Here is a 20,612-nt window from a genome sequence, read left to right on the forward strand (position 1 = left end):
GACTGCCTGTCGACACGATGTTTTGCTGAGCTCTCTCGATCGGGTGACTGATCGTTGATGGGCGGCGAGCCTGGCTCGCCGCCCTTTTTTTATCGAGGCGAAGCGAGCCCGGGGGATGCGTCTGTCGGAGCAGAAGACTGAGACACTTCATTAGCCGCCATACGGGTTTCATGGCATGATGCGCCGATACGCATATTCTTATAGTGAAGGTGATGCAAGACTCTCTCCATCTGTCGATTCTCGCCAAGGAGGCATCATGAGCCGCCACCTGGGATTGGGGGTCAAGTCGTTACTTATCCCGTTGTTGTCCTTTCTGGTCGCACTGGTGCCGGTGCTGTGGATCGGCAGCCACGCGCTTCAGGACGTCGAGCGCCACTTCGGACAACGCTTCGCCGAGCAGTACAGCCAACTGCATACCCAGCGCATGCTGACGCCGCTGTCCACCGAACTGGCCCTGGCCAGGCGCTTCGGCGATCTGACGGTCACCCGCGACTGGCTCTCGGATATCGACAACGAGGAACTCAAGGCCCGTTTCTTCGCCGAGTCCGAGGGATTTCGCCAGCAGTTCGACGGTGACGACTACTTTGTGGTGCATCACGACAGCCGCCAGTTCTACTTCAACGACGGCAAGATGAGTCCGAGCCGTGCCCCCCGCAACCAGCTGTCACGCAGTGACAGTGAAGACAGCTGGTACTTCCGCATGATGGACAGTGGGGCGCCTACCCGGGTTCAGGTCGCCTATAGTCCGGCGCTGGACATCACCCGGGTGTGGATCAATGTTCGCGTCGACGGCGAGAACGGGCCTCTTGGCATGGTCGGTGGCGGCCTCAATTTCAACCGCCTACTGGCCAGCAGCTTCGACGATCAACCGTTGGGTGTGGCTTCCTTCCTGCTCGGCCGCGAGGGTCGGGTGCTGGCGATGGCAGAGGACGGAGAGCTCCAGGCGACCGACTTGAGCCAGGTCGATGAAGGCGGCGGCGTGCTTGATGCGGCGGTCGAGGATCCCGAGGCCCTCGCCGAGATGCTGGCATCGGCCCGAGAGAGCGGCGGAGAGGTAGAGACCCGCACCCTCGAGTGGTCCGGTGAGGAGCGAGTGGTGGCGGTCAGCTACATGCCGGAGCTCGACTGGTGGTTGGTGTCGGCGGTCGATCCCTACGCCGCCACCTTGCTGGAAAAGCGTTGGTTGTGGCCGCTGATGTTCGCCCTGGTTGCCAGCCTCGGGGTGGTGCTGCTGGTGGTGGTGATCGCCCTGCGGCGGCTGATCGTCAACCCGATGCGTCGCCTCAGTCAATCCGCCCAGGCGCTGGCCCAGGGCCGTTATGACACCAGGCTCGACAGTGACCGCGGTGACGAGATCGGCGATCTGTCACGGGATTTCCAGCGCATGGCCGATCAGGTTCAGGCCCATACCGAGGAGCTCGAGGAACGCATCCGTCAGCGCACCATGGATCTCACCCTGGCCAATCGGCAGATGAGCGAGGCCAAGCGTCAGATCGATGATTCCCTCGACTGCGCTCGGGTATTGCAGCAGGCGATCCTGCCCAGCCGCGACATGCAACGCTGCGCCGGGCTAAGGCACGGCGTGCTGTGGAGTCCCAAGGATACGGTCGGCGGCGACATCTTCGTGTTTCGGGACTTCGGTCATGACCGCGGCTATCTGCTGGGGGTCATCGACTGCGCGGGACACGGCGTGCCCGGCGCCCTGATGACCATGCTCGCCCGTGCGGCCTTCGACAACTCGGTCAACCAGGTGGGGCCCGAGAATCCGGCGGGTATCCTCGAGGAGATGGACCGGCGCATTCGCCGCACGCTCGAGGCCGACAGCGAGGCTCACGGCGTGACGCCGCACATGGATGCGGGGCTGGTGTGGGTCGGCGCCGACCAGCAGCAATTGACCTTCTCCGGCGCCAAGCTGGATCTCTATGCCACCGATGGCCAGCGCCTGGAGGTACTGGCCGGTGGTCGACGCGCCCTGGCGTTCAAGCGTCGTGGGGAGTTCACCAATCAAACGTTGGCACTGGTGCCTGGCTGGTCCTGTACGCTGTGCAGTGACGGCTTCCTGGATCAGGCGGGCGGCGAGCACGGGTTCGGCTTTGGCAGGCGGCGTTTCGAGGCCATGCTGCTGGAGCACGCCGGGCTCGATCCCAGGGCACAGGTTGCGGCCTTCCTGGATGCGCTTGCGCGTTTCCAGGGTGAGGCGCACCAGCGTGACGATATCACCCTGCTGTGCTTCCAGCCGGCCGTCGAGGACGAGCAGGACGGCACCGCGTCCGCGACGTCCAATATTCACCACGGTCACGATGAGGAAATTCCATGGACCTCTTGACGCTGCGCGACCAATTCGAGAAACAGCGCGTGCTGCTAAGCTTCAATGGCCCGATTTCCCATAGCCTGATCGAAGAGATCGGCAAGGCCATTCGCAACTACCTCAACAGCGAATCTGCGGCACCATCGGCGGCGATGGACGTGTTCTCGACCTACATCGAAATGACCCAGAACATCAGCCATTACGCCACCGCCATGGGCTATGACGAACAGCGCGCCACCGCCACCGTTGCGGTGGCGCGGGGCGAGCAGGGTCACTATCTGGTGTCGGCGGGCAACGTGGTCGAGCATGCCGATGGCCAGCGTCTGATGGCGACCGTCGAGGAACTCGGCGAGATGGACGCGGTCGAGCTCAAGCGATGCTACAAGCAGCAACTCAGAAAGCCGCGGGAAGACGGCTCCCGGGGAGCAGGGCTGGGATTGATCGACATGGCGCGAAAGTCCTGCCAGCCGCTTCAGTCGAACCTGACGCCGCTCTCCGATCAACAGAGCTTTTTCTGCATCACCGCCACTATCTGACGGAAAGTCGAGAAAATGATCAACGACATTGCGATTGACGGGACCCAGTCGACCCCTGACATTCGTTCTGACTGGGACGCCGGAACGCTGACCATGCGTGGCGATTCCTATCCCGAAAACACCTTCGAGCTCTACAGTGGCGTGCTGAACTGGGTAGATCACTACCTGCGAGACGGCGAGAGCCCCCTCGAAGTGTGCCTGGAACTGGTCTACCTCAACACCAGCTCGGTCAAGGCGATGATGGACATCTTCGACCTGATGGAGGAGGCTCACCTGGAAGGCAAGGCCTGCAGCGTGGATTGGCGCTACGATGTCAGAAACGAACGCATCGCCGAGCTGGCCGAGGAGTTCAAGGAAGACTGCAGTTTTCCGTTTGCGATCATCCCCGTCGAGGATACCAGTTCATGACCGAAAGGGATCGTCAGCTGCTGCGGGACATCGAGGCACTGCTGGCCTCGTCCGAGCATCAGGACAATCCACTGAAGGCACCGCTCGAAGCGCTCTACCGGCGGCATACCGAGCAGCTTGAGCGGCTGGACCGCATGGCTTCCATTTCCGATGGCTTTCAGCGCAACGTCAAGAGCGACCTGTCCACCGCCGAACGCCGGCTGGAGCGACAGCAGCGTCGCCAGCACAAGCTGTCACGCATCGCCGATGGTTATCAGGAGCTGCTGTTCGAGCGCAAGCAGACGCTGGAAAGCGAGGTCATGCTCGATCCATTGACCAAGATCCCCAATCGTCGTGGCCTGCACACCGAGCTGCGTCGACTGATGGCCGCCTCCAGCCGACAGCAACGCCCTTTTACCCTGGCGATGGTGGACATCGACCACTTCAAGCGCTTCAACGACGAGCATGGGCATGATGTCGGCGATCAGGCGCTGCTGGTAGTGGCCAAGGTCCTCGACGACACCCTGCGTGGTGGCGATATCGTCGGTCGCTGGGGGGGCGAAGAGTTTCTGATCGCCTTGCCCGGCGCTTCGCTGTGGGCGGCTGAACCCCTGTTCGAGCGGCTCCAGGCCAAGCTGCGTACCACCCAGGTGGTGAGCGACGACTCCCTGACGCTGACCGTCAGCATCGGTGCGGCGGAGCACCGTCATGACGAGACCTACGAGCAGACCATGAATCGCGCCGACCAGGCGTTGTATCAGGCCAAGCGCAATGGCCGAGATCGCTGGGAGGCCGCCGAGTGACGGGCGTTCTGACTCAGTATCAGATGGTGTGTCGGCGTTGGAGGTTGCGCGGGTCCGGACCTGGCAGGCAGGAGGTGCCGGCAGCATGCTGAGGGTGTCCGAGCGGCTGTGGCTTGCGTCGATCGGCAAGGAACACTGTGACGCTCTGTGGCACGCCATCGACGCCAGCCGGCAGTCGTTGAGGCCCTGGCTGCCGTGGGTCGATGCCACCCGCGAGCCGGGAGATTGCGAGGTCTTCGTCACCGCTGCCATGGCTGAGCGGCGTCTGGGCAGCGCTCGACACTTTGTCTTGCTCGAGGACGACGCGCTGATCGGCGTCGTCGGCTTCAACCGCATCGTCGAGCGTCACCGCTGGGCGTCGCTGGGCTATTGGCTGCGCAGCGACTTCCAGGGTGGGGGCCGGATGACGCAGTCCGTGGCAAGCCTGGTGGAATGGGGTTTCGACGAATTCGAGCTTCATCGACTCGAGATTCGTTGTGCCGAAGGCAACAGCCGTAGTCGCGCTATCCCCGAGCGACTCGGCTTTCAGCAGGAAGGCGTGCTGCGCGAGTGCGAATGGGTCGGCGGACGGGCGCTGTCCCATGTGGTCTATTCGCGTCTTGCCGGTGACCCCGCGCCGGGCTGACGGCCTCGCCTTCAGGCCCAGCGTTCCTCGGCGGTAAAAGCGACGGTAAACCAGCGGCGCTCGGGGGGAATGCTCAGTCGTGAGGATATCTCCTCGCGGATCTCGTCCATCTCTACCATGCCGCGCCCGGCGGCGAAGTTCGGCGCGGTGACGATATGAATCTCGATAAAGTGGCCCCGGCCACTCTTGGCCACATGACTGTAGTAGTGGCTGAGACCCTCTCTTTGCATGATCTCCTTCATCGCCGCGTGCACCTCACGATCGATGGCGCTGGGTGCCATCAGCAGGATGTCCTTGGCGGCTCGCCGAATGATGTTGATGGGCACCGGCATGAACACCAGGGTCAGCACCACCAGCAGCGCCGAATCGACGTAGGGTGTCCAGTGGTCGAGCGCGGTACCTTCCAGCAGCAGGGCGATCATGAAGGCCACCAGCAGCGCGCCGGTGATCAGCGCCGCCATCAGCCAGTTCTTCTGATCGATTCGCAGAAACTCGGAGTTGGCCCTGCGATTGATCTTCTTGAGATACACCGCCATGGTGCTGCAGATCACCAGCACCACGGCGGCGTAGAGGGTGGCCGCGCCGAAGGCGAGGGCGTGGCCGCCGCCCAGCAATTCCCGCAGCGCGTTGAGAAAGGCGTAGAAGCACAAGAGCAGCAGAATGCCACCGTTGAGCGCCGCCACCATCGGCTCGAAGTGCCAGAAGCCATGCTGGAAGCGTGAGGTCGCCTCGCGCACGACCAGCCGCGATACCGCCAGCGCAAGCCCCGACATGGCGGCGTCAATGGTGGAAAAGACGCCATCGAAGAGGATCGACTGGGAGCCGGCCAGCAGGCCGAAACTGACCCCGAGCAGGGCGACGCCCAGGGTGGTGATGATCGAGAGCGACAGGGCCCGTTGTTCGAGTCGTGAATCCATGATCCGATGCAGTGTCGAGGAAAGCTCGACTATAGGGGCTGGCGTCGTTTGGCACCAGCCGGGGCGTTCGCGTCGGCTATCACAGGGCGTGGATCAACAGGGAGAACACCATGAGCAACAATCTCTACGCCAGGGCAGAGTGTGGCTGCGGCGCCATTGCGCTGCTGGTCGCCGGTGAACCCGAGGCCGTCGATCCTCGCCTGAGGCTGGCCTGGTGGCCGGAGACAGCGCTGCAGTTGACGCAAGGGGCGGACTGGCTCGAGCTCACGGATGAACGGCGCGGAGAGCATTGCTTGCTGGTGGAGAGTTGCCGCCGCTGTGGTGACCGGCTCATGGTCTCACGGGACGGCTGGGTCGAGACGACGCTTGAATGGGTGGAGAGGCTGGGGCTGGAGGTATCGACGCTCAGTGCCAGTGATGCACTTCGAGAGAGCTTCGGGCATGCACGCCCCGTTGACTGAGCCGTCGTGATCTCCACCCATGGGCGCTCGCTGCCTGCGCGGTGCTGAGATCAAGGGTGCGCGTTGGCGAGGGAGGGGTAGCCCAGCAACTGCCCCAGGCGCTCGGCGTGAAGCGACAGCCAGTCGGGATCGATCGGCCCCCAGTCCTCGATGCGATAGTGGCCGATATTGTGAGGCTTGCCTGGCTGATGCTCGAAGCGGCAGCGGATGTCCAGTTCCTCGAGGGCGGCGAGGGTGTCCTGAGCGGTACGTCTCGGCATGCCGGTGGCGGCGGTGATGGCCGGCACGCTATCGATGCCGGTGGCCACCAGATGGGCCAGGTAGAGGCGTCGATAGAAGCTGGTGCGGGTCTTGCTGAGGCTGGTCATGGGCTTTCGCTATCTCGTCAGGGGCCTTTGGTACCGATGGTTCAGCGTCACGTAAAAGCGCGGCCAGTGCAACAGAGGTTCGAGACTTTGATGCACGTCACAGGCGTGCCTGCCGGCACAGGCTAGAGTGTGGCGACACCGGGCGGTGCTTCATGAACTTCGTCATGGAAATGATTCTTGAAACGCGAACGGTTCTCGCCATTTTCTATCCCGAGGTTCTCGCATGTCTGCATCGCCGATCTTTGACCGCTCCGCCCTGGCCGCCCTGGCCACCACCCTCTGTCTTGGTGTCTTTTCCAGCAGTGCCTCGGCGCTGGAGTATCCGATCGGCGAGCCCGAACTGGTCAACGGCATGGAAGTCGCCGCGGTCTACCTGCAGCCGGTGGTCATGGAGCCTGCCGGTGAGCTGGCCGCTGCCGAGGCCGATATTCATCTCGAGGCGGATATTCACGCCCTCGAGGACAACGACAACGGTTTTCCTCCCGGCGCCTGGATTCCTTTTCTGCACATTGACTATCGGTTGCAGAAGGAAGGCAGCGACAGTGTGATCGAAGGTAGCCTGATGCCGATGATCGCCAGCGACGGCACCCACTATGGTGTCAATGTGGCGCTCGAAGGCATGGGGCGCTATCACCTGAGCTTCCACATCGAAGCGCCGCACCTGATGCGTCATATCGACAAGGAAACCGGCGTGGCACCCTGGTATGCGCCCTTCGACGTCGAGTATGACTTTGTCTACGCCGGCGTGGGCAAGAAGGGCGGCTACTGAGAGGAGGCGGTCATGTTGCTGCTACGTCGTTCCCGTCTCTCGGGCGCGCTGATCACGGCGCCGTTGGTCGCGCTGTCGCTGATGACACTGTGCGCCACCTCTGGTCAGGCAGAGGCCGGAGCGCTGCCTACCTACCGGTTGACCCTTGTTGACGGCAGGCTTGATCCCGTCGAACTCGAGGTCGTCGCCGGGCAGCGGTTCAAGATCGAACTGCATAATGCCGGAAGTACGCCGGTGGAATTCGAGAGTCGCCGGCTTCGCCAGGAAAAGGTGATGGGCCCCGGCGTTCACTCCTTCGTCGTGGTCCACCCGCTGAAGCCGGGGCGCTACGACTACTTCGACGAGTTTCACCTGCCCGATGCCCAGGGCGTGATCATCGCTCGGGAAGCCTCCGAGGAGGCTCACCCATGAACGAAGCGGCCTTTATCGTGGTCCTGCGCGAGAGCCTGGAGGCCATCCTGGTGGTCGGCCTTGTCTACGCCTGGCTCGCCCGAGAGGGGCGTCGCGATGCCTTGAATTGGCTGTGGGGCGGTGTCGCGGCGGGTATCGCCCTGGCGGTGGTGCTGGGTGCTGTGCTGATGGGAGTAGGGCGCTGGTTGACCGGTGACGCCCAGACCCTGTTTCAGACCGCCATGTCGGCGCTGGCCGCCGCGTTGATCGTGCAGATGGTGGCGTGGATGCGCCGTCGCGGCGCCTCCTTCAAACGCTCCATGGAGTGTGACGCCATGCTGTGTCTGTCGCGCTCACGGCTGTGGGGCATCGCTACCCTGGTGGCCCTGGCGGTGGCTCGCGAAGGCGCCGAGACCCTGGTGTTTCTGTACGGTCTGGGGCTGGCCCAGTGGCGAGGCGGACAACTGACCTCCTTCGCCCTGGCCGCAGGTCTTGGCTTTGTCACGGCGGCTGCCTGCTTCGTGATGCTGCAGTGGTCCTCGCGACGACTGGCCTGGCGCGGGTTCTTCCGGGCCAGCGAGATCCTGCTGCTGCTGGTGGCGGCGGGCCTGTGGGTAGCGGCGCTCGAGCGGCTGATGAATCTGGGCTGGTTGCCGGTCGGGATCGATCCGCTGTGGGACACCAGTGCCTGGCTGGATGATGGCCAGGGAGTCGGCGGACTATTGGCCAGTATCGCCGGTTACCGTGCCTGGCCTTCCTCGACGCTGGTGCTCGGCTACCTGTGCTATTGGGGCCTCGTCTACTGGTGGGTGGGCGGGCAGCGCCCGTCGCACAACGTCGTCGAGGGAGCGGTGTCGTGAACGAGGCGGCGGCAGTGACGGCAACAGGGACGGCAACAGTGACGCCAGCAGTGATGCCAGAAGCCAGCGATCGTCGCTGCGGGCCTGGCAAGGAGACTCGGCCAACCGTGGCTGAGAATCGGCATCCAGGCGCCCGCAAGACCCGACGCTGGGCGCGTCTGGGAGCCTGGCTGAAGCATCATCGGCGCTGGATTCTGACACTGCAGTGGGCCGTGGTGGCGTTCTACGCCGTGCTGCTGCTGGTGCCGCCCTTGTTGCCCCTGCCGAACCATGAGGCACGCATCCTCGATCACCTCACGGTGTTCGCCGAGTTCGTGTTCTGGGGTATCTGGTGGCCCTTTGTCATGGTCAGCATGGTGGTGGCGGGGCGGCTATGGTGCGGGATGATGTGTCCGGAGGGTGCCATCACGGAAGCCGCCAGCCGTGTCGGCATGGGCCGGGCGATACCGCGCTGGATGCGTTGGGGTGGCTGGCCGTTCGTGGGCTTCGCCATGACCACGATCTATGGGCAGCTGGTCAGCGTCTACCAGTATCCCAAGGCCGCGCTGCTGGTGCTGGGGGGCTCGACCCTGGCGGCGGCCGTGATCGGTCTGGTCTACGGCAAGGGCAAGCGCGTCTGGTGTCGCCATCTGTGTCCGGTCAGCGGCGTCTTTGCGCTGTTGGCCAAGCTGGCGCCGTTGCACTACCGCGCCGACCCCGAGGTATGGACCGAACACGGACGGCGCCAGCGCCGGCGTGAGGTGTCAAGAAGCCGGGCTACGGACTGCCCGGTGCTGATCCCGCTGAAGCAGCTGGACAGCGCCAGTGACTGCCATCTGTGCTCGCGTTGTTCAGGCTACAAGGATGCTATCCATCTCGAGCTCAGGGCGCCCGGCATCGAGGTGGTGTCGCCACCGCCTCAGCGACCCGCGACCCTGTGGGAGTTCGTGCTGGTGGTGTTCGGCCTGCTGGGAATCGCGGTGGGGGCATTCCACTGGTCGGCGAGCCCCTGGTTTGTTGCCGCCAAGCAGCAGGCGGCCGTCTGGCTCTATCAGCACGGTTGGGGATGGCCGCTGGAAACCAGCGCACCCTGGTGGCTGCTCACCCACTATCCCGAACACAACGACGTCTTCACCCTGCTCGATGGAGCCCTGCTGCTGGGCTATATCGGCGTGACTACCCTGGTGCTGGGGGGGCTTGTCTCGCTGTCGCTGTCGCTGACCAACCGTCTGCTTGGCCGCTGGCGCTGGCAGCGCCTGTGGCACCTATCCTACGCCCTGATACCCCTGGCCGCGGTCGGCGTCTTCCTGGGCCTGTCGATGACCACCCTGACCCTGCTGCGAGGCGATGGCCTGCTGATCCACTGGGCCAATGACGCCAGGGCGCTGTTGCTGGGGCTTGGCGTACTGGCAAGCGCGGGGCTTGGATGGGGCATCCTCGGACGCTACGCCAGTGGCCCGCGTCGACTTCTGGCCATGCTGCCCATGCTCGCCGCCCAGGCGCCGGTGATCGGCGCCTGGTGGCTGCTGTTCTGGGGCTGGTAGAGCGTGGTAGCGCCTGGTAGAGAGCCAGCCAGCGCCGACCCTGACTATGCAGAAAGAAACGGCGCTTTCATTGCGGTGATGATCTGGCGCATCTCGTCATCCGAGGTGATATAGGCGGGCGGGCTGGTAGAGAGCCAGTCAGCGCCGCCCCTGCCCACTAATTATGCGTTTGCTGTGAAAGTTATGCGTTTGCTGTGAAAGGCGCCTTCATGGCCTTGATGATCTGGCGCATTTCGTCATCCGAGGTGATATAGGCCGGCGGGCTGGTAGAGAGCTAGTCAGCGCCGACCCTGCCCACTAATTATGCGTTTGCTGTGAAAGTTATGCGTTTGCTGTGAAAGGCGCCTTCATGGCCTTGATGATCTGGTGCATTTCCTCATCCGAGGTGATATAGGCAGGCATGGTGTAAAGCCATCTGCCGAAGGATCTCAGCCACACGCCCTGTTCACGGGCGATGGAGGCGGCGCCTTTCAGCGCTTTACTGTCGTGCACCTCGATCACACCGGTGGCGCCGAGCACACGGATGTCGGCCACCGCAGGGTGGGCGCGCAGGTCACTGTCGCCGGCGAGTTCCTGCACAAGGATGGCGTTGAGCCGAGCGATACGACCCAGATAGTCGTCCTCCTCGAAGACCCTGAGGCTTTCCAGTGCCACGCGACAGGCCAGCGGATTGCCCATGAAGGTCGGGCCGTGCATAAAGGCGTGAAGCTCGCTGTCGCCGATAAAGGTGTCATGGACACGGTCGCTGGCCAGGGTCGCCGCGTGGCCAAGGTAGCCGCCGGTCAGCCCCTTGGACAGCACCATGATGTCCGGACTGACACCGGCATGGTCGGCGGCGAACATGCGCCCGGTGCGGCCAAAGCCGGTGGCCACTTCGTCGAACACCAACAGCACGTCGAACTCGTCACATAAGGCGCGAGCACCCTTCAGATAGTCCGGAGAGGTCATGTTGAGGCCACCGGCGGCCTGCAGCAGGGGCTCCATCAACAGCGCGGCGATCTCGTGGTGGTGGGCTTCCAGCACCGCTCGCAGGGCGTCGAGGTCGGCGGCGACCTGCTCTGGCGTGGCCGCATAGGGGGCCGTCGGCGCCGGGGCGAAATGGTGCTTCGGAAGAAAGCCGGAAAACAGCGAATGCATGCCCTCTTCGGGGTCACACACCGCCATGCAGCCGGCGGTATCACCGTGGTAGGCCTTCATCAGCGACAGCATGCGGTGCTTGTTGGGGCGGCCGCGCAGATGGTGGTACTGCACCGCCATCTTCATCGCCACCTCCATGCCCACCGAGCCGCTGTCGGAGAAGAACACGTGGTTGAGGCCCTCTGGCGTGACGCGAACCAGTTCCCGCGCGAGCTGGTCGGCGGGATCGTGGGTCAGTCCTCCAAGCATCACGTGACACAGCGTGGCAGCCTGCTCCTGAATCGCCTTGACCAGCCGTGGATGTCCGTAGCCGTGGATCATGCACCACCAGGAGCAGGTCGCGTCGAGCAATGATTCGCCGCTGTCCAGGGTAAAGCGGGTGCCCTGGCCGCCGACTACCCGGGGGGCAGGGGCCTGGGTCTTGAGATGGGCGTAGGGATGCCACACCGGAGAGGTCATGTCGGCTCCTGAAGGACGCTTGGTGGTAAACTGAGTGACGAGTTAAAAGTTTACCACTGCTGCTGCTACCGTCGCCAACGCCAGCGCTCCCACCCGGAAAACCGGGGTAGAGCGGGGCAGGCGAGGGCACAAGGAGGAGCGGTGCTTCCTTAGGGATGCTGGGCTCAGGGATGCTGGGCGTCGACACGTTCGAGAAAGCGCTCGAACAGGAACGCCTCGTCGTTTTTCAGCGAGCGACTCAGGCAGTCGATGAACTCTCGGCGCGGATAGGTGAAGACCCGCGGCGCCTTGTAGGCATCCAGATCGATGGCGATCACCTCTCCGTCGACGACCAGGAAGTTCTCTGTGTGCAGGCCACGACAGTGGATACGGTCACGGTACAATGCTTCGAGAATGTCCAGGTAGCGGTTCTGCAGTTCCGGAGAGTCGAGGACCAGCTTTTTAAGCGCGATGCCGTGCACGTTGGCGGTGACCAGACGATAGCGCTCTGCCGACAGGATTTTCGGTGTGGCGATACCCAGTCGCTCCAGTCGGCCGGCGACATAGCGAAAATTGTGGCCGGGGTAGCGCCGGATGCCCAGGCGGTAGCGCCAGCGATCGCTGGTCTTGGGCGTGAAGGTCTTGATGAAGGCGTCCTGGTCCGCGTCGTAGTGGACCTCGGTGTACTTGCCGGTCTGGATCAGTTGCATGGCGTCCTTGGCAGGCAGGGGGTGGCGGTCAAAACAAGGAGAGGGAAGACGTCAGGCGTCTTCGTCGAAGCGTGCGTCGAACAGTGCCTCCAGAGCGTCCAGCACCGCGTCCGCGTCCTTGCCTTCGGCCTCCAGGGTCAGTTCCGTTCCGCAGGGGGCGGCCAGCATCAGCAGCGACATGATGTTGGCGGCGTCACCCGAGCGGCTGCCATGGTGGACGGTGACGGTGGCGTCAAAGGGTTGGCAGCAGGTAACCAGGCGAGTCGCGGCGCGTGCATGCAGGCCGCGACGATTGGTCAGGGTCAGGGTGCGTCGGGCCACGCCTAGAGTCCTCCGCTGTCCAGTCGGCGTTGCTGGCCGAGTTCGCGGTGGCGTAGACGGACGCGGGGATGCTGGTCGGCCAGGGCCGAGGCGATTCCCTCGGCCAGGTAGACCGAACGATGCTGTCCTCCGGTGCAGCCCACCGCCACGGTGAGGTAGCTGCGCTGGCTTTGCTGATAGCGCGGTAGCCAGGTGCGCACCCAGGCGAGAATGTCGCGCTTCATGTCGGCGACGTCCTGATAGCGTTCGAGGAAGTCGATGACGCTGGGATCGCAGCCATTGGCATCACGCAGCGATGGTTCCCAGTAGGGGTTGGGCAGACAGCGGGCATCGAACACGATGTCTGCATCCGGCGGCACGCCACGCTTGAAGCCGAAGGACTCCACGGTCAGGCTCAACTGGCCGCTGCGGTGGTCGGCGACCTGTTCGGCGATGCGCGAACGCAGTTCGTGCACCGACATGCGAGAGCTGTCGATGACCAGATCGGCCAGGTCTCGAATACCCGAAAGGGCCTTCTGTTCGGACTCGATGGCTTCCGCCAGGGTCATGTCGCTATCACGGGTCAGCGGGTGACGGCGCCGCGTGTGGGAGTAGCGCTCGAGCAGAATTCGCGCATCACTGGTCAGGTAGACCACCTGGCAGTCGATCGGACTCTGCTTGAGGGACGCCAGCTGGGCGGGGAAGCGTTCCAGCGCCTCAGGCAGGTTGCGGGCGTCGACGCTGACGGCGATACGGCGGGAATGACCGTTTTCCAGCTCGTCCACCAGGGCGCCCAGCAAGGTCGCGGGAAGGTTGTCGATGGCGTAGAACCCCAGGTCCTCCAGGGCCTGAAGGGCCACGGACTTTCCCGAGCCGGAGCGACCACTGATGATCACGAGCTGCATGTCCTGTCTCCTTGGGCAGGCGTCCATTGCTGATGGCCTAGGCAAGGCCGCGATCAGGAGGGAGTGTCGTCCCCTGGCGCCTGTTGGCGGATGGCTTCCTGCAGGCGCTCGTGAAGCTCGCGCTGGGAGCTGGCGTGGCGCAGACGGTGACGTGTGTCGGCGTCGTTCATGACGCCGGCGACCTGGCCGAGCAGGGCAAGATGGGCGTCGTCGGCCTCTTCCGGCACCAGCAGCACGAACACCAGATCGACGGGCTCACCATCGATGGCATCGAAGTCGACAGGTTCCGCGAGTTTGAGGAAGCCGGAGATGGGCGCCTTGCAGTGGGGGTTGCGGGCATGGGGAATGGCGACGCCATTGCCGATGCCGGTACTGCCCAGGCGCTCACGTCCGATCAGCCGACTGAAGACCTCCTGGCTGTCCAGGCTCGGGGTGTTCTGCGCAATGAAGGTGCTGAAAAACTCCAGCACCCTCTTCTTGCTGCCTCCCGGGACATCGAACAATGTGCGCTCGGGAGGGAGAATGGCTTCCAATGTCATGAGAGTCAGCGAATTCCGGCGCCTTGGGCGCGGGCTTGGGATTTTTCCTTGTGCTTGACCAGCTGGCGGTCCAGCTTGTCGGCAAGGGCGTCGATAGCAGCATACATGTCGCCGTCCTGCGCTTCGGCATGCAGGTCGGCACCGGCGGCGTGAAGGGTGCAGGCGGCCAGCTGGCGTTCCTTTTCCACCGAGAGGGTCACCTGGACGTTGGTGATGTTGTCGTAGTGGCGCTCCACACGGGCGAGCTTCTCTTGTACGTAGTCACGCAGGGGATCGGTCAATTCGACGTGGTGGCCGGTGATGTTGACTTGCATGACAGGCTCCTTGCTCTTTCGGGTGGTGGCTTGATTGTAACCCTTTTTCCGATCCTGCAAACCCCCTCGACGCTACGCAGAAAGACGCAGATGTCATGCGAAATTTCAAGTGCTTGCGCTTTCCCGATAACTAGGCTAGCGACGCCGCAGCGCAAGGCCTCAGCGCAGTCGCTTGCGCTCGCTGGAAGACGGAATATTCATGGCTTCCCGGTACTTTGCCACGGTGCGTCTGGCGACATTGACGCCGTCTTCCGCCAGCAATTCCACCAGTTTGCTGTCCGACAGAGGTTTGCGGGCAGGTTCCTTTTGAATCAACGATTTGATCATGGCGCGGATGGCGGTACTGGAATGGGCGTCGCCATCCTGGCCGACCTGGCTCGAGAAAAAATACTTCAACTCGAACACGCCGCGAGGCGTGTGCACGAACTTCTGGGTGGTCACGCGGGAGATGGTGGACTCGTGCATCTCCACCTTGTCTGCGATATCGGCCAGCACCAACGGTTTCATGGCCGCTTCTCCCTGCTCGAGGAAGTCGATCTGACGCACCATGATTTCCCGGCCGACCTTCAGCAAGGTGTCGTTGCGGCTGGACAGACTCTTGATCAGCCAGCGCGCCTCCTGCAGGTGGTCCTTGAGGAACTGGTTGTCCTGGCTCTTGTCCGCGCGCCGAATCAGCGCAGCGTAGTCGGGCTGGATGCGCAGTCGGGGCATTGCATCCGGATTGAGTTCAACGCGCCAGCCCTCTTCGGTGTGGCGTACCACCAGGTCGGGTATGACGTAGTCGTTATCGCTGTCACCGAACTGGCTGCCGGGACGTGGGTCGAGGCTCCGGATCAGCTCGATGACGCTGTCGAGTTGGTCGTCATCGAGTCCTAGTCGGCGCTTCAGCAGACGTCGGTCGCCGCTGGCCAGCGCCTCGAGAAACTGTCTTACCAGTCGTCCGGCCTGGGGCAGCAGGACGGTATCGCGAGGCAGGCTATCCAGTTGCAGCATCAGACATTCGCGCAGGTCGCGGGCGAACACTCCGGTCGGTTCGAACTGTTGCAGCCGAACCAGCACCGCCTCCACCTCGGCGAGGGGAGGGGGGCGACGACCGTCTTGCTCGAGCCCTTGGGCGATGTCATCCAGTGTCTGCTCGAGATAGCCGTCGGCGTTGACCGCGTCGAGCAGGCTCTCGGCGATCAGGCGTTCCTGGTCGCTGACGTCGAGCATCGCCAGTTGCCAGCTCAGGTGGCTGTGCAGTGACTGGGAGCTTGCCTGGCGCTCGAAATCCGGCGCCTCGCCACTGCCGGCGGGGGTGGTGCCCAGGTCCTGGTAGGTGTCGGACCAGTCGCTGTCCACACTGAGTTCCGAGGGAATCTGATCCGCCCAGTCATCTTCCACGGCTTCCCTGGTCTGCTGTTCGCCGAACTCGTCCTCGAGTTCGAGCATGGGGTTGGCCTCCAGCGCCTGATGGACCTCCTGGCGCAGGTCCAGGGTCGAAAGCTGCAGCAGGCCGATCGCCTGTTGCAGTTGCGGGGTCATGGTCAGCTGGGTACCGATGCGCAGCTGCAGTGACGCCTTGAGGGCCATGGGTCGGGATCCACCAGTGTTGTCGAAAGGCTTTACCCTAACGACGAGTCATCAGACATGCAAGCATCTTGCCAAGTTGGTGTTTTTTGACCTGTGGGAGGGAGTGAAAAGGTCGATGTGGAACAACTTGGTAGGGGGGGGGAGGTGGTTCTTTCGAGGGAGGCCCTGTGTGCAAGGTGAGGCCGACCCTTTCGGGGCCGGCGGTTGGATGCTGATGCTGGCAAGTGTTGCGGCCGCTTGATGCGACTGCGGCTGTCGGGCGGCCCTGCGGTCTAGAGGCGGAAGTTCTCGCCCAGGTAGACCTCCTTGACGCGCTGGTTGGCGAGGATGGACTCGGCGCTGCCCTCGGCGATGATCTGGCCGTCGCCGACGATGTAGGCACGATCGCAGATATCGAGGGTCTCGCGCACGTTGTGATCGGTGATCAGGACGCCGATATCGCGGGCCTTGAGTTGACGAATGATGGACTTGATCTCGCCCACCGAGATCGGGTCGACCCCGGCGAAGGGTTCATCGAGGAGGATAAAGGCCGGCTCGGTGGCCAGGGCGCGAGCGATCTCGACCCGGCGCCGCTCCCCGCCGGACAGGCTCATGCCGGGGTTGTCGCGAATATGGCTGACGTGGAAATCCTCGAGGAGTTGCTCGAGACGTGCTTCTCGGCCCTCGCGGTCGAGGTCCTTGCGGGTCTCGAGGATCGCCATGATGTTGTCGGCCACCGACAGCTTGCGAAAGATCGAAGCCTCCTGAGGCAGGTAGCCGATACCGGCCAGCGCGCGCTGGTGCATGGCCGCGCGGCTCAGGTCCCGATCATCGATGCTGATGCTGCCGGCGTCGGCTCTGACCAGGCCGACGATCATGTAGAAGGAGGTGGTCTTGCCGGCCCCGTTGGGGCCCAGCAGACCGACGATGCTGCCCTGCTCGATTGACAGGCTGATGTCCTGGACGACGCGACGCTTCTTGTAGCTCTTGGCCAGATGGCGAGCGTGGAGAGTCTTCATCAGTTTCCTTGGCTTTCCGGCTCGAGGGTCATGCGAATGCGCTGCTCGCCCTGGACGCCCTGGGCGCTGGAGCGGGCCTGGACCACGCGGCGATCGAGGAAGTACTCCAGATAGGCACCGTCGAAGGTGTCATTGGCCTTGTGCAGCTCAGCCTGGTCGATCAGCTCCATGCGGCGTTCGGCCACGTGGTAGATCACCTTGCGGCCCCAGCCCTTGACCACCGGTTCTTCCGGGGATGGCTTCTGCTCGAGGTAGGCACGTGAGCCGGTCGCGGTCGCCAGTGACAGTTGTCCCTGGTCGTTGCGCTGGATCTCGACGCGTTCGCCGGTGAGGATCATGCTGCCTTGCACAATGCGCACGTCGCCGGTATAGACCGCGGTACCGGCGCGATCATCGAGATCCAGCTGGTCGGCCTCCACCTGAATCGGTGCGCTGCGATCACTTTCCAGCGCCAGGACACTGCTGCCGGTGGCGCCGGCGGCCAGGCCAAGGGCCAGGGCAAGCAGGAGGGCGGGACTTGGACGCATCATGGAAGGGGCTCCTTATTGAGGCTCTGGCGGATGATGACCGGTGACATTGTCGGTCAGGCGAGCGGTATTGTCATGGATCCAGGCGTCGAAGCGCTCCCCTTGCATCTGTTGAGGGGGTTGGCGTAGGACGGCTGGCGTTTCGCTCCAGACATGGCCACTGTCGCTGTCGTAGACCAATACCTCTGTATCAAGCTGCCAACGCTCCGCGGGGGCCTCGAGATGGGCGTCGCCCGACAGGGTCAGGGGGTTGCCGTCCGGACCCAGTTCACCGTTGTCGGCGTCGGCGATCCACTCTCGGCCGCTGTCGTCGATCAGCGCAAGGTCCGGCTGGTCCACCCGGGTGATGTCGTCGAGTGGTGTGTGCACAAGGCGTGGCGTATCGATGCGCTGATGGGGGGTGCCCTGGGCATCGAAGCGGGTCAGGCGGGCATCCACCAGGTAGTAGTCGGGCTCGCCGGCCTTGTCATTGGGTACCAGGTCGGGGACGTTGCTCTCGCGGGGGTCGAGCAACGTCAGGCCGCCACCGAGTACCAGCAGCAGGATGACCAGCCAGAAGCGAAAGCCTGGACGCAGTGCGCTCAGTTTCATGTCAGCGGTCCGTTGCTCAGGTAGCTGTCGATGATATCGTCGAGGCGGCCCTGGGCCATCAGCAGGGTGTCGGTGATCTCGCGCACCGCGCCATGTCCGCCGGCAACCTGGGTGACCCAGTCGGCGTGCTGACGAAGGTAGCAGGGGGCGCCTGGCACGGTGATGCCGACCGCACTGCGATGGATGCAGGGCAGATCCGGCAGGTCATCGCCGCAGTAGGCGACCTGGTCGAGGGTCAGGCCCAGCGAATCGCACAGCGATTCAAGGGCGGGCAGCTTGCGCTCGACCCCTTGCTGTACGTGCTCGATGCCGAGTGCTCTGGCTCTTTGAGTGACCATGGGGGAGCTGCGCCCGGTGATCAGGGCCACCTGGATGCCGGCGCGCTTGGCCAGCTTGAGGCCGTGGCCATCCAGGGTGTTGAACGCCTTCAACTCGGAGCCGTCGGCGTGGAAGTACAGTCGACCATCGGTCAGTACGCCGTCCACGTCCAGCGCCAGCAGCTTGATGTGGCGCAGGCGCTCCACCAGTTCCGGCGCGAGGGAGGCGAGAAGCTCGTGAGACATGACGGCGTTCCTTGTAAAGGGATAAATGAGGCTCAGATGACACCGGCGGCCAGCAGGTCGTGCATATGCAGTGCACCGATTGGGCGCTGCTCGTCATCGACCACCGCCAGGGCGGTGATCCGGCCTTCTTCCATCAGCTTGACCGCTTCCGCCGCCAGGGTGGCGGGGCCGATGCGTCGCCCGGGGGTGGTCATCACGTCATCCACGGTAAGCGAGCTGAAGTCCTGATGGCGATCCAGGGTACGGCGCAGGTCGCCGTCGGTATAGACCCCGGCCAGGGTGCCGTCGGGGGACACCACGCAGGTAAAGCCGAGTCCCTGACGGGTGATCTCGAGCAGGGCATCGCGCAGCGGCGAGCCCGACGGTACCGAGGGCAGCCGGTCGCCGGTATGCATCAGGTCGGCCACGGTCAACAGCAGTCGCTTGCCCAGGCTGCCGCCCGGGTGGGACAGGGCGAAATCCTCGGCGGTGAAGCCGCGGGTCTCGAGCAGCGCCACCGCCAGGGCGTCGCCCAGCGCCAGCGCTGCGGTGGTCGAAGAGGTCGGGGCCAGGTCCAGTGGGCAGGCCTCGCGCTCGACCCCTGCGTATAGATGGGCTTCGGCGTGGCGGGCCAGGGTCGACTGTGCTCGGCCGGTCATGCTGATCAGTGGAATGCCCATGCGCTTGAGCAGCGGCAGCAGGGCAGTGACCTCGGCGGTTTCGCCGGAGTTGGACAGTGCCAGGACGACGTCGCCGGGCGTGATCATGCCCAGGTCACCATGACTGGCTTCGCCGGGATGGACAAAGAAGGCCGGCGTGCCGGTGCTGGCCAGGGTGGCGGCGATCTTGCCGCCGACATGTCCCGACTTGCCCATGCCGGTGACGACCACCCGGCCGCGGCAGGCCAGCAGCAGTTGGCAGGCACGGTCGAAGTCGCCGTCGAGACGCCCGATCAGGGCGTCGATGGCGTCACGTTCCAGCTCCAGGGTGCGTCGTGCGATATCGCGGACGCTCAGGGTCGGCGTCTGCGCCGAGGAGGGGTGTTTGCTCATGGCCATGATTGTTGCCGTTTACTGCCGTTGTCACAAGGGGCCTGCCGCGACCGAAAGGCCGAGCCAGGTCAGATAAAGCGCATAGGTGCAGGCCAGCAGCGCGCCGATCCAGCGCCCCAGGCGCCCTCGGCGTTGCCACAGCAGCAGCGCCGCCAGCAGCAGCGTCAGGCCAAGCATTACCGGAAAGTCGCGGCCGGCGGCTGCGGGATCGGTGGCTCCCGGCGCCAGCAGCGCCGGTACCGGCAGTACCGCCAGCATATTGAACAGGTTGGAGCCGATGACGTTGCCGATGGCCAGATCGTGGTGGCGCTTCAGCGCGCTGGCCACGCAGGCGGCGAGTTCCGGCAGGCTGGTGCCGATGGCGACGACGGTCAGACCGATCACCAGCTCGCTTACGCCAAAGGTGCGTGCCAGCTCAGTGGCGCCCCAGACCAGGGCGCGGGAGCTGGCGATCATCACCGCCAGGGTCAGCACCAGCCAGCCGATGGCCTTGCCCAGTGCCATGCCGGGAATGTCGTCGGCCATCTCCTGTTCGGCCTCGTCGGCGCGAAACAGCCACCACAGACTGAATACCAGCAGCGCGATCAGCAGGGCCGCGTCGAGGCGATCGAGGCTGCCATCGGCCAGGGCGTAGCCGGCGAGGCCGGTGGCGCCCAACAGCAGTGGCAGCTCGCGGCGCACGATGGTGAAGCGCACCGGGATCGGCACCACCAGTGCAGTCACGCCCAGTACCAGCGCGATGTTGGCGATATTGGAGCCCAGCGCATTGCCGGTGGCCAGGTCGGGGGCGCCATCCAGCGAGGCCATCACCGAGACCACGATTTCCGGGGCAGAGGTGCCGATGGAGACGATGGTCATGCCGACCAGCATGATGCTCATGCCGGCGCGGTAGGCGGTGGCGGCGGCGGCGCCGACAAAGCGATCCGCGCTCCAGAGCAGGCCCACCAGGCCCAGGGCGACGACGACAGACGGTAACAGCATGGAGAACGACTTGGTTGCAGAAAGGGCGCCCATTGAACCCTTAGATAAACCTGCGCGCA

The 20,612-nt window shown here is 64.1% G+C and carries 25 protein-coding genes; 10 read left to right on the top strand and 15 right to left on the bottom strand.

Features of this window, described 5'->3' with window-relative positions; all coding sequences use genetic code 11:
* Window positions 1-256: 256 nt before the first annotated feature.
* From siaA to NFH98_RS07285, 5 genes are all read left to right on the top strand, one after another.
* Window positions 257-2,326 (top strand): biofilm regulation protein phosphatase SiaA, encoded by a 2,070-nt coding sequence (gene siaA / locus NFH98_RS07265; RefSeq protein WP_349622420.1) that lies wholly within the window; start codon window positions 257-259, stop codon window positions 2,324-2,326.
* The gene (gene siaB, locus NFH98_RS07270) at window positions 2,314-2,844 is read left to right on the top strand and encodes a biofilm regulation protein kinase SiaB (protein WP_108132639.1); all 531 of its coding nucleotides are present in this window, start codon (window positions 2,314-2,316) and stop codon (window positions 2,842-2,844) included. Before siaA ends, siaB begins: the two co-directional genes overlap by 13 nt.
* Window positions 2,845-2,859: 15 nt before the next feature.
* Window positions 2,860-3,252, top strand: coding sequence for a biofilm regulation phosphoprotein SiaC (gene siaC, locus NFH98_RS07275; protein WP_349622421.1), 393 nt, complete (start codon window positions 2,860-2,862; stop codon window positions 3,250-3,252).
* Window positions 3,249-4,034 (top strand): diguanylate cyclase, encoded by a 786-nt coding sequence (locus NFH98_RS07280; protein WP_108132640.1) that lies wholly within the window; start codon window positions 3,249-3,251, stop codon window positions 4,032-4,034. The genes siaC and NFH98_RS07280 overlap by 4 nt, the downstream gene beginning before the upstream one ends.
* 85 nt (window positions 4,035-4,119) lie before the next feature.
* The gene (locus NFH98_RS07285) at window positions 4,120-4,659 is read left to right on the top strand and encodes a GNAT family N-acetyltransferase (protein ID WP_349622422.1); all 540 of its coding nucleotides are present in this window, start codon (window positions 4,120-4,122) and stop codon (window positions 4,657-4,659) included.
* An 11-nt stretch (window positions 4,660-4,670) separates the two neighbouring features.
* Here the strand turns inward: NFH98_RS07285 and NFH98_RS07290 are convergent, their stop codons facing one another.
* On the bottom strand, window positions 4,671-5,576 hold the full coding sequence (locus tag NFH98_RS07290) for a cation diffusion facilitator family transporter (RefSeq protein ID WP_349622423.1): 906 nt from the start codon (window positions 5,574-5,576) through the stop codon (window positions 4,671-4,673).
* Between the two features lie 110 nt (window positions 5,577-5,686).
* On the opposite strand from NFH98_RS07290, the gene NFH98_RS07295 reads away from it, so the two are divergent.
* The gene (locus tag NFH98_RS07295) at window positions 5,687-6,037 is read left to right on the top strand and encodes a hypothetical protein (protein ID WP_349622424.1); all 351 of its coding nucleotides are present in this window, start codon (window positions 5,687-5,689) and stop codon (window positions 6,035-6,037) included.
* 50 nt (window positions 6,038-6,087) lie between these two features.
* Here the strand turns inward: NFH98_RS07295 and NFH98_RS07300 are convergent, their stop codons facing one another.
* Complete coding sequence (locus NFH98_RS07300) at window positions 6,088-6,405, bottom strand: winged helix-turn-helix domain-containing protein (protein WP_213228702.1); 318 nt, start codon at window positions 6,403-6,405, stop codon at window positions 6,088-6,090.
* A gap of 223 nt (window positions 6,406-6,628) precedes the next feature.
* On the opposite strand from NFH98_RS07300, the gene NFH98_RS07305 reads away from it, so the two are divergent.
* The 4 genes from NFH98_RS07305 to NFH98_RS07320 all read left to right on the top strand — a co-directional run bounded on the left by NFH98_RS07305 (window position 6,629) and on the right by NFH98_RS07320 (window position 9,947).
* On the top strand, window positions 6,629-7,174 hold the full coding sequence (locus NFH98_RS07305; protein ID WP_108447658.1) for an iron transporter: 546 nt from the start codon (window positions 6,629-6,631) through the stop codon (window positions 7,172-7,174).
* A 12-nt stretch (window positions 7,175-7,186) separates the two neighbouring features.
* Entirely contained in the window at window positions 7,187-7,585 is a 399-nt protein-coding gene (locus tag NFH98_RS07310) for a cupredoxin domain-containing protein (protein ID WP_231498632.1), read from the top strand.
* Window positions 7,582-8,424 (top strand): FTR1 family iron permease, encoded by an 843-nt coding sequence (locus NFH98_RS07315; RefSeq protein ID WP_287164835.1) that lies wholly within the window; start codon window positions 7,582-7,584, stop codon window positions 8,422-8,424. Before NFH98_RS07310 ends, NFH98_RS07315 begins: the two co-directional genes overlap by 4 nt.
* 107 nt (window positions 8,425-8,531) lie before the next feature.
* Entirely contained in the window at window positions 8,532-9,947 is a 1,416-nt protein-coding gene (locus NFH98_RS07320) for a 4Fe-4S binding protein (protein ID WP_349622425.1), read from the top strand.
* A gap of 321 nt (window positions 9,948-10,268) precedes the next feature.
* On the opposite strand, the gene bioA is transcribed toward NFH98_RS07320, so the two are convergent.
* The 13 genes from bioA to NFH98_RS07385 form a co-directional block, all read right to left on the bottom strand.
* Entirely contained in the window at window positions 10,269-11,543 is a 1,275-nt protein-coding gene (bioA, locus tag NFH98_RS07325; RefSeq protein ID WP_349622426.1) for an adenosylmethionine--8-amino-7-oxononanoate transaminase, read from the bottom strand.
* Window positions 11,544-11,707: 164 nt separating this feature from the next.
* Window positions 11,708-12,232, bottom strand: coding sequence for a BUD32 family EKC/KEOPS complex subunit (locus NFH98_RS07330; protein ID WP_348827887.1), 525 nt, complete (start codon window positions 12,230-12,232; stop codon window positions 11,708-11,710).
* A 51-nt stretch (window positions 12,233-12,283) separates the two neighbouring features.
* Window positions 12,284-12,553, bottom strand: a complete 270-nt coding sequence (locus tag NFH98_RS07335; protein ID WP_045993249.1) for an HPr family phosphocarrier protein — start codon at window positions 12,551-12,553, stop codon at window positions 12,284-12,286.
* 2 nt (window positions 12,554-12,555) lie between these two features.
* Window positions 12,556-13,437, bottom strand: coding sequence for an RNase adapter RapZ (rapZ, locus tag NFH98_RS07340; RefSeq protein ID WP_349622427.1), 882 nt, complete (start codon window positions 13,435-13,437; stop codon window positions 12,556-12,558).
* 53 nt (window positions 13,438-13,490) lie between these two features.
* Window positions 13,491-13,976 carry a PTS IIA-like nitrogen regulatory protein PtsN gene (ptsN, locus tag NFH98_RS07345; RefSeq protein WP_045993251.1) on the bottom strand — a complete coding sequence of 162 codons (486 nt, stop codon included), beginning with the start codon at window positions 13,974-13,976 and terminating at the stop codon, window positions 13,491-13,493.
* Between the two features lie 5 nt (window positions 13,977-13,981).
* Complete coding sequence (hpf, locus tag NFH98_RS07350; RefSeq protein ID WP_045993252.1) at window positions 13,982-14,290, bottom strand: ribosome hibernation-promoting factor, HPF/YfiA family; 309 nt, start codon at window positions 14,288-14,290, stop codon at window positions 13,982-13,984.
* Window positions 14,291-14,449: 159 nt separating this feature from the next.
* A complete protein-coding gene (locus NFH98_RS07355) occupies window positions 14,450-15,862 on the bottom strand; it encodes an RNA polymerase factor sigma-54 (protein ID WP_349622428.1) in 1,413 nt (470 codons plus the stop codon).
* Window positions 15,863-16,134: 272 nt separating this feature from the next.
* Entirely contained in the window at window positions 16,135-16,860 is a 726-nt protein-coding gene (gene lptB / locus NFH98_RS07360) for an LPS export ABC transporter ATP-binding protein (protein WP_045993254.1), read from the bottom strand.
* Entirely contained in the window at window positions 16,860-17,390 is a 531-nt protein-coding gene (gene lptA / locus NFH98_RS07365) for a lipopolysaccharide transport periplasmic protein LptA (protein WP_083970449.1), read from the bottom strand. Before lptA ends, lptB begins: the two co-directional genes overlap by 1 nt.
* A gap of 12 nt (window positions 17,391-17,402) precedes the next feature.
* Window positions 17,403-17,978 carry an LPS export ABC transporter periplasmic protein LptC gene (gene lptC / locus NFH98_RS07370; RefSeq protein ID WP_108447662.1) on the bottom strand — a complete coding sequence of 192 codons (576 nt, stop codon included), beginning with the start codon at window positions 17,976-17,978 and terminating at the stop codon, window positions 17,403-17,405.
* Entirely contained in the window at window positions 17,975-18,541 is a 567-nt protein-coding gene (locus NFH98_RS07375) for a KdsC family phosphatase (RefSeq protein WP_108132652.1), read from the bottom strand. Before NFH98_RS07375 ends, lptC begins: the two co-directional genes overlap by 4 nt.
* Window positions 18,542-18,573: 32 nt before the next feature.
* Window positions 18,574-19,572 (bottom strand): KpsF/GutQ family sugar-phosphate isomerase, encoded by a 999-nt coding sequence (locus tag NFH98_RS07380; protein WP_108132801.1) that lies wholly within the window; start codon window positions 19,570-19,572, stop codon window positions 18,574-18,576.
* 30 nt (window positions 19,573-19,602) lie between these two features.
* The gene (locus tag NFH98_RS07385) at window positions 19,603-20,553 is read right to left on the bottom strand and encodes a calcium/sodium antiporter (protein ID WP_108195019.1); all 951 of its coding nucleotides are present in this window, start codon (window positions 20,551-20,553) and stop codon (window positions 19,603-19,605) included.
* Window positions 20,554-20,612 lie beyond the last annotated feature (59 nt).

The sequence above is a fragment of the Halomonas sp. H33-56 genome (genome assembly GCF_040147035.1).
Classification (GTDB): Bacteria; Pseudomonadota; Gammaproteobacteria; order Pseudomonadales; family Halomonadaceae; genus Halomonas; species Halomonas litopenaei.